Annotated in this window: 13 protein-coding genes; all 13 read left to right on the forward strand. The window is 40.5% G+C overall.

Translation table 11 applies throughout. The annotated features are described in order from the left end of the window. Positions 1-535 (forward strand): sulfurtransferase TusA family protein (locus AC1DSE_RS24435; RefSeq protein ID WP_477528317.1); only part of this gene is annotated, 535 nt, incomplete at its 5' end. Between the two features lie 61 nt (positions 536-596). Beyond that, positions 597-1721, forward strand: a complete 1125-nt coding sequence (locus tag AC1DSE_RS24440) for an MBL fold metallo-hydrolase (RefSeq protein WP_477528320.1) — start codon at positions 597-599, stop codon at positions 1719-1721. Positions 1722-1736: 15 nt separating this feature from the next. Further along, entirely contained in the window at positions 1737-1964 is a 228-nt protein-coding gene (locus tag AC1DSE_RS24445; protein WP_477511661.1) for a sulfurtransferase TusA family protein, read from the forward strand. Positions 1965-1994: 30 nt separating this feature from the next. Continuing rightward, positions 1995-2477, forward strand: a complete 483-nt coding sequence (locus AC1DSE_RS24450; protein WP_477528318.1) for a DsrE/DsrF/DrsH-like family protein — start codon at positions 1995-1997, stop codon at positions 2475-2477. Between the two features lie 75 nt (positions 2478-2552). Then, complete coding sequence (locus AC1DSE_RS24455; protein ID WP_441886221.1) at positions 2553-2819, forward strand: metal-sensitive transcriptional regulator; 267 nt, start codon at positions 2553-2555, stop codon at positions 2817-2819. Between the two features lie 71 nt (positions 2820-2890). Further along, positions 2891-3454 (forward strand): manganese efflux pump MntP, encoded by a 564-nt coding sequence (locus AC1DSE_RS24460; RefSeq protein ID WP_441886218.1) that lies wholly within the window; start codon positions 2891-2893, stop codon positions 3452-3454. A 296-nt stretch (positions 3455-3750) separates the two neighbouring features. Next, positions 3751-4542, forward strand: coding sequence for a sulfite exporter TauE/SafE family protein (locus tag AC1DSE_RS24465; RefSeq protein ID WP_339209350.1), 792 nt, complete (start codon positions 3751-3753; stop codon positions 4540-4542). Positions 4543-4582: 40 nt separating this feature from the next. Continuing rightward, entirely contained in the window at positions 4583-4942 is a 360-nt protein-coding gene (locus AC1DSE_RS24470) for a rhodanese-like domain-containing protein (RefSeq protein WP_441886214.1), read from the forward strand. A gap of 142 nt (positions 4943-5084) precedes the next feature. After that, on the forward strand, positions 5085-5615 hold the full coding sequence (locus AC1DSE_RS24475; protein WP_477511663.1) for a DUF6886 family protein: 531 nt from the start codon (positions 5085-5087) through the stop codon (positions 5613-5615). Beyond that, positions 5615-6163 carry a GrpB family protein gene (locus tag AC1DSE_RS24480; protein ID WP_477511669.1) on the forward strand — a complete coding sequence of 183 codons (549 nt, stop codon included), beginning with the start codon at positions 5615-5617 and terminating at the stop codon, positions 6161-6163. Before AC1DSE_RS24475 ends, AC1DSE_RS24480 begins: the two co-directional genes overlap by 1 nt. A 157-nt stretch (positions 6164-6320) precedes the next feature. After that, the gene (locus AC1DSE_RS24485; protein ID WP_477511664.1) at positions 6321-7463 is read left to right on the forward strand and encodes a serine hydrolase domain-containing protein; all 1143 of its coding nucleotides are present in this window, start codon (positions 6321-6323) and stop codon (positions 7461-7463) included. Between the two features lie 214 nt (positions 7464-7677). Next, complete coding sequence (locus AC1DSE_RS24490) at positions 7678-8310, forward strand: nitrite/sulfite reductase domain-containing protein (protein ID WP_441886202.1); 633 nt, start codon at positions 7678-7680, stop codon at positions 8308-8310. Further along, a partial coding sequence (locus tag AC1DSE_RS24495) for a response regulator transcription factor (RefSeq protein ID WP_477528319.1) occupies positions 8307-8850 on the forward strand: 544 nt, incomplete at its 3' end. The genes AC1DSE_RS24490 and AC1DSE_RS24495, both read left to right, overlap by 4 nt.

Consider the following 8850-nt stretch of genomic DNA (forward strand, 5'->3'; position numbering starts at 1 on the left):
GGCTTGTCCTATGCCCATCATCAAGACGAAAAAAGCAATGAATGAGCTTCTTTCTGGACAAGTCATTGAAGTGGTTGCCACGGACAAAGGATCTTTGGCAGACATCCAAGGGTGGAGCAGAAATGCGGGGCATCAATACTTAGGTACGCTTACGGAGGGCGAGGTATTGAAGCATTACCTTAGAAAATCCAACCCGAATGAAATAAAAGAAGAAATCAAATATTTGAAGACAATGAACAACGGAGATTTGATGAAGAAGCTTATTTCAAATGAGAACATGATGATTTTAGATGTACGTGAGTCTGCAGAGTATGTTTTTAACCACATCCCTGGAGCCAAATCAATTCCGTTAGGAGAGCTTGATATTCGAACGAGTGAACTCGATCCTGATCAGGAGCTTTATATCGTGTGCCGCACTGGCACCCGCAGCGATATCGCTTGCCAGCTATTAGCTGATAAAGGGTTCAAACTCGTGTACAATGTCTTGCCAGGTATGTCCGAATGGGAAGGACCACTAGAGAATGATGTACAGTAATACCACTCACTCATCATAGTAGGAGGAATACACCGTGAGTTCATCAAACCAGTTAAATGAAATGAGTRCCGGGCAGCTAGCAAAACTTATTTTAAGCAAAAAAGAAGACCTCTTCATCCTTGATGTACGTAGTGAAAGCGACTTTGCGAATTGGAAAATCGAAGGAAGTCGAATAGAGGTTCTCAATATTCCTTACTTTGAACTGCTAGAGGGAGTAGAGGAGATAATCGAACAAATTCCAATAGACAAAAAAGTGCTGGTTGTATGCGCCAAAGAAGGTTCTTCAATATTTGTTGGAGAGTTGCTCGTGGCAGCAGGCAGGTCTAATGTTTATTACTTGCAGGGCGGGATGAAGTCGTGGAGCGAGCATTTGGAGCCCGTAAAAATTGGCGATTTGCGCCAAGGCGGTACTATTTTTCAGTTTGTACKAATGGGTAAAGGCTGCTTGTCCTACATGATCGTATCAGACGGTGAAGCTGCTGTCGTAGATGCCCCTAGAATGACGAATGTGTTGGAGCAATTTGCGAAGGACAATGGGTATCGCATTATGCATACGTTAGATACCCATCTTCATGCGGATCATATCTCGGGCGGCCGTAAGCTTGCAGAACAACAATCTGCAACGTACTGGCTTCCTCCAAAAGATGCTGCAGAAGTCACATTTGAATACGCGAAACTTGAGAACGGTCACGATATTGAGGTAGGCAATACCACATTAAAAATACAACCCATTTATTCACCTGGTCATACGATCGGCAGTACATCATTTATAGTAGATGATCAGTATTTACTAACTGGTGACATTTTATTTATTGAATCCATTGGACGACCAGATTTGGCTGGACTCGCTGAAGATTGGGTTGGTGATCTTCGTCAAACGTTATATAGTCGTTATCCGGATTTGTCTCAGGATTTAATTATACTTCCAGCACACTTCGGCAAGTTCTCGGAGCTTGGAGAAGATGGGCGGGTAGCCGCTGTTTTATCCGATGTATATAAAAACAATACAGGCTTGCAAATATCGGATGAAGCTGCGTTTCGCGGCATGGTGACCAACAATCTGCCGCAGCATCCGAACGCTTACCAAGAAATACGCCAAACGAATATGGGTAAAATCACACCTAACGAAGAAGAGCAGCGCGAAATGGAAATCGGTCCAAATCGTTGTGCCGTTCACGATAATTAAAGGAGGAAATGAATAATGAAAGCTGATCTAATCGTTGATACCAAAGGGCTGGCTTGCCCGATGCCAATCGTAAAAGCAAAAAAAGCACTGGATGGATTGAAGCCTGGACAATTTATGGAGGTATTATCAACCGATAAAGGTTCTTTAAATGATTTTACGGCTTGGATTAGAAAAGCAAACCATGAACTCGTGCAGCATACGGAAGAAAACGGCGTGTTCACATTTCTAGTGAAAAAAATTTAACTGAATTTTATTATGGAGAGGAGAACATATATGGAAGCTGTAACTGAAAAAACAACGATAGTCCTCTTCAGCGRGGAACTTGATAAAGCGATAGCTGCTTTTATTATTGCAAATGGAGCAGCTGCTTATGATCACGAGGTAACTATATTTTTCACCTTTTGGGGACTAAATGCTTTGCGCAAGGATGAAGCAGTCCATACCAAAAAAGGGCTTCTTGAAAAAGCCTTTGGCTGGATGATGCCAAGAGGACCGCAAAAACTAGGCTTATCCAAAATGAATTTTGGCGGCATGGGACCTAAAATGATTAAGCATGTTATGAAGAAGCATAATGCGTTATCACTGCCACAGCTCATAGAACTTGCGCAGGAGCAAGGGGTTAAGCTTGTAGCGTGTACAATGACAATGGATCTTCTTGGTTTGCAGCGTGAAGAGCTGATCGATGATATTCAACTTGCTGGTGTAGCCGGTTACTTAGGCGACGCCACCGATGCAAAAGTGAATTTATTTATATAATCAATGAAATGATACTCTCTTTTGGTTTATAATATACCCATACATGTACACGTTAACGAATGGGAGGTTAAGAACATGGCATATGTTTATACCGATGAAATAAAAACACGACTAAGAAGAATAGAGGGTCAGGTTCGAGGCGTATTGAGATTGATGGATGAACAGCAATCTTGCAAGGACGTAGTAAGCCAGCTGTCAGCAGTACGCAATGCAGCAGATAAAGCAATGGCCCAAATTGTTGCGGAAAACCTTCATCAATGTATTATTGAAGAACAGTCTGCTGGCGGCGATGCGAATAAGCTGGTTAAAGAAGCGATTGAGCTGCTCGTGAAAAGTCGGTAAAAGAACACAAGCTTAATAACCTTCTCTAGCATACTCTACTTAGTAGAATGGATGGTAGAGGAGGTATAGTTATGCATTTAATTTCAATCATTCTCATTGGACTGGCTTCTAATATTGATAATTTAGGAATTGGTGTATCCTTTGGCACACGATCAACAAAAATTCCAATTGTCTCAAACTTGTTTATTGCCATATTGGCCATGGCTGCAGCATATTTAGCCATAACAATGGGTCACCTTATATCTGGTTTTATGAGTCAAAAGCATGCAGATTTAATTGGTGGTTCTGTCATCATACTTCTAGGTCTTTGGAGCATATTGCCTAAACAGAGGACAAGGGTTGCAACAAGTCCATTACGTGAGACTAGTGATTCGGAAAGATCTATTACTTGGCAGGAAACGATCTCATTAGGTTTTGCTTTATCATTAAATTGTATCGCTACAGGATTTGGAGCAGGTGTTAGTGGTGCGTCACCGATAATGACTGCAATTTCTGTTGGTATATTTTCACTAATAACCGTTGCTATCGGATTGCGGATTGGACATGAGATTGCTAGAACATGGTTAGGTAAATATTCTACTCTCATCGGCGGTATGATACTCATTGTAATAGGCCTTTTGGAGATTTTTTTGTAACTGAACGATAACAAAAAATAAGCGAACACGGTAGAGCGTGTTCGCTTATTCTAAGACGTCATATATAATTCTTACACCTAGGGAGCTGTAATTTTCTTCTTTGTAATGTCCATGCTCACAATACTTGGTGCTGGACAAGCTTTCATTGATTGACAGCAAGGGTTCATTGCAGGTCGGGCATTTATCTTCAAATATTTTTTTGAATATACTTTTCATTTCATAAATACCTCATTTCACATGAAGTTACTTGGTTTTAATTATACCTTACTTATTGCATTCCAACAAGGAGAGTTTTTATGGACATTATCCTTTACATCATCATGACGCTGCTCGGTTTTGTTGGTTCCTTTTTTTCGGGATTACTTGGCATAGGCGGGGCCATAATAAATTTTCCCCTTTTATTATATGTTCCATCCAGTCTTGGCTTAGCGCAGTTTACGGCAAAAGAAGTGGCATCCATCAGCATGTTTCAAGTTTTCTTCGCTTCGTTAGCTGGGATTATCGCTTTCCGTCAGAAAAGCAATCAAACAGCGGTCATTCATAAAGGTCTTGTTATTTATATGGGCAGCAGTATTTTAATGGGCAGTTTAATTGGCGGATTCGGATCTCGTTTTCTTAATGAAGATGCCATTAATATTATATACGGAACATTATCGGTTATTGCTGTTGTTTTAATGCTCGTTCCAAACCGGGGAAAACAACAATTAAATATAAATGAAATCACTTTTAATAAGCTCATTGCGGTAACGTCTGCTTTCATTGTTGGCATTGTGTCAGGAGTTGTTGGAGCAGGTGGTGCTTTTATTCTAATCCCAATAATGTTGACGGTCTTAAAAATTCCGACAAGGACAACCATTGCTTCATCATTAGCGATCGTATTTGTGTCGGCAATTGGCGGCGTAATCGGCAAGCTATCCGCTGGTTCCATTCCGATATGGCCAACTGTATTTGTTGTATTGGGCAGCTTGATCGGTGCTCCAATTGGATCTAGAATCAGCTCTAAAATAAACGTGAAATATTTGCGATATGGGCTTGTTGTATTACTCATTTTCACAGCGATTAAAGTGTGGTCATCCATATTACAATAGAATATGCGTACCTTATTAAACGGATTGGGGAGGTTAGGATATGTTGATTTTAATTGCTCTAACTGGTTTATTCGTAATGTGGTTCATTTATAGAAGATTCTCACCCCTAAAAAATTTAACTTATGTCGACGAAAAAGCGCTAAATGAAAAAGGCGTTATACCTGACAGCAGTAAAATACTCGATGTCCGCGATTCAACTGACTATGAGAAATGTCATGTGGATGGTTCGATTAATATATCAATTGGTCGGCTCCCTTATTTGTGGAACAAAGAGCTTGCACCAAATGACTCTGTCTTAATTTTGTCGGACAGTTTCTATAAAAGTAAAAAGGCTGCGAAAATCCTTAAAAAACATGGTTTCAGCCAGCTGTTTACTGTACGAAACCAACAATGTGCATAGATAACTTTTCAAGTGACTGATGAACCGCGTATATCGCGGTTTTTTTGCGTCCACTCTAAACCAGATTATGGTACAATCTCCTCGTATGTTGAAAATAATGCTGTTCGTGCACAACAATTTTATATCAGAAAGCAGGGATCATTTGAGATTATTTCATGTGAGCGAAGAAAGTGATATTACACTTTTTGAACCTCGAATACCTTCTCGAGTGGATATGGATCAAAGCAAAGGGTTGGTATGGGTAATAAATGAACGGTGCTTGCCGAATTTCCTAACACCTCGCAATTGTCCTAGAGTAACTTATCATAGTCATGAAACGACCACAGATGAGCATAAAAAACTTTATTTAAGCTCAAATTCGTTGGACCATGTTGTTGCGATTGAGCATAAATGGTTTGAAATCATGAGGCAAACCACGTTGTATTTATATGAATTCGATACGACTGATTTCTATGGCGCAGATAAAAGTGCTGGTTACTATGTGAGCGAAAAAACACAGATCCCTATCAATAAAATAATTGTTCATGATTTGTTTGGAGAACTCATACGCAGAAATGTCGAGGTTCGCATGATCGATAATTTGTGGGATTTGAATGATAAAATTGCAACCACAAGCTTTAATTGGTCGATGTGCAGAATGGGTTTTGCCGCGCAGAGGAAGGAATCAGTATGATGAGTACAATAGTTGAGATTGAAAACTATAATCCTCTTTGGGAGCACGAATTTTGTGAAATACGATCTACTATCGAAGCTGAAGTTGGGCAATTCATTAGGTCAGTTGAACATGTAGGAAGCACCTCTGTTAAAGGACTTGGTGCTAAGCCCATCTTGGATATAGATATCGTCATTGAAGATTATAGTATGCTGCCTCTGATCATCCAAGGGCTTGAGAAGATTGGTTATTTCCATCAACAAGAATGGAGTTTTGAAGGAAGAGAGGCCTTTGGCAGAAAAGATATGTCGGTTCCTTGGCATAAACAGCGTGGAAAATGGATGGAGCATCATTTGTACGTGTGCAATCGTGATAGCGAAGAATTAGCAAGACATTTGGCATTCCGCGATTATCTTAGGGAGCATCCCGAGGCTGTCATTGCGTATGAACAGTTAAAAAAGGAATTGGCTTTGCACGCTCAAGATCGGTCCGGTTATACAGCAGGTAAAACTGATTTTATAAATGAAATATTAAAAAGGGTAAAGCTCACGAAAACAAAGGATCTTTGATGATAAAACATACGAATGGAATGCAGCTCTGAACTTGATACATACTAACAATCTTTTATAATTTTAACGGCAGTCTTTACATCCATATGGACGAAATTAGAGCGGCTCGTGTAGTATAGATTCATTGTTCCTAATTAATGGAAGGGGATCGTGACAGATGAATGAATTGCTAAGCGAGTGGAAAATAACGGAGGGCCACTTGGATGTTGTGCCCGAAGAGGTTGGGCTCAGCTCACATCAATTAAATAAGCTGGATAATCACTTTCTGAATCTGATCGCACAGCAAAAAATTCAAGCAGCCAGTTTTCTCGTTGCACGAGAAGGAAAGATCGCCGCATGGAAATCAATGGGTCGACTGCATGGCTCCACTGACCAAGGTGAACTGCAGCCCGATTCCTTGCGTAAAATGTCATCCATAACGAAAGCATTCACAAGTGTTGCGATAATGAAGCTCATAGAGGACGGTAAGCTTTATATCGATCTGCCTGTGTCCAACATTTTGGAAGAATTCAATAATCCTGTACATAAAGATATCACCTTGTTCCACTTATTAACGCATACGTCTGGTATTTTGCCAGTCACCGGATATTACAATGAGCCCTATCCTAGAGAATGGTGGGGGGCTAGCGGCATGGATCATTGGATTCGAAAAGTGCTGCAAGGCCCGCTCGTTTGCCAACCCGGGGATGCCTATAATTATTCTACGGTGGGCTTCGCTCTGCTGGGCGAGATCGTCTCAAGAGTATCTGGTAAGCAGTATGAGGACTACATTACGGAGAACATTATCGAACCACTCCAAATGACACGTACTTTTTTTGATGTGCCTGAGCATCTGCACTCTGAAGTATGCAGTGTAGATCGGATGGATATCGAAAGGTTAAGCAGAGAAAATGACGGTTCACCTATGCCGCCTCGTTCGGATAGTGGACTTTATTCAACACTATTTGATATGTGGAAATTCGGACAAATGCTGTTGAATGGCGGAACCTTTGAAGGTCAGCGTATCCTTGGCAGAAAGTCAGTAGATCTGATGACTCGCCGACATCTGTTTAACGTTCCCGCCTATCATTGGGGAGGTAAAATCAAAGATAAAGGCCATGCTCTTGGTTTAGATTTAGCTATTCATCATCTTTCATATGAATCAGTAGGCACCTACCAGCTGGAGGGTTCAGGAAGAACCGGATTTTTTGTGGACCCGGTTGAGAAGCTCGTTGTTGTACTCATGGTGCCTTCCATTTACTCATGGATACCGGAATCGGTACTTGGTACAAAACAAATGATATGGTCAAGTTTGGTTTAGAATAAGCATGAAACTTGAATGCAGCCATTAGTAATATTTATAAAGAGTGAGTCGACTATTCGGCTCGCTCTTTTTTTTGTGCAGACAATTAAACTGTTGCAATGACATCATGAAGACAATTATAGATACTTAACCCGGGTATAGTAAAAACTCTTGACCTACATACCCTTAGGGGGTATATTATAATGGTTATGATGTAAAGGAGAGATGCCAAATGTATGATAAAATAAAAATCGCAGTCTCACCAGCCATTCAGGTTGGAGGCAGCCTGTTTACACCTCATCAACTGGTAACCATAGGTTCACTTATTGACACAGATGCAAATATAGAGATGACACCTTTTAAGCAGCTTTATGTGGAAATACCGTTAGATCAACAAAATGAAATAACCGAACAATTACGAGCAGTCGGCCTCGAGGTTAATCCTTCAGGCTTTACGACAAAAAGCTTGATTGCATGCAACTTTTGCAAAGGAGCCCAGGATGCCGGCTTAGATATTGCCATTAAATTAAACGAAGCAATCGCGGGAATCGGAACACCAACGCCAATGAAAGTCGGTTATGCAGGTTGCGCATTAGGTACAAGTGAACCTTTATTAAAAGATATTGGGGTTGTAAAAATGCGGAATGTGTTTGACGTTTATGTCGGCGGAGAGCCAAAGGGAATAAAACCTTCCTTTGCCCAGCTTTTACTTTCAGGTTTATCGGAAGATCAGTTAATACCATCAATATTTAATCTCATTAACTATTATAAAGAACATGCTAAAGGAAAGGAAAAGTTCAGCAAATTTATTAATCGAATTTCTCTAGACGAACTAAAAACATTGAAATGGAATGAGCAACCATGAGTAAAATTTTAGTTATTGAGGATGAAAATAAAATTAGAGAGGTTATAATCGCTTATCTAAACAAGGCTGGTTATAGTGCATGTGAAGCTAGTGATGGCCAAAGTGCGATGCATGAAATCGATAAGCAGCCCTTTGATTTAATCATTCTTGACTTGATGCTCCCTGACATTAATGGAGAGCTGCTGTGCAGACAAATACGAGGAACTAATCCGGTACCCATCATTATGCTTACGGCTAAAGCTTCTCTAAATCATCGCATCCAAGGGTTATCTGCTGGAGCTGACGATTATATCGTGAAACCATTTGATCCCCATGAATTGTTGGCTAGAGTTCGTTCCGTCCTGCGGCGTACCAATCATCATGAGCTTCTCGCTGATCGTTTGGAATACGGTAATGGACGATTAAGTTTGGATAGCCAAGCTAAACAGGTTTACATCAATCAAGAACCCATAAATTTAACACCCAATGAATATAAACTGCTTGTTGCTATGGCTAGAAATGCTGAAAGAACACTTTCCCGCGAACAATTAATTGATATGG

The organism is Paenibacillus sp. 01L418 (genome assembly GCF_056400045.1).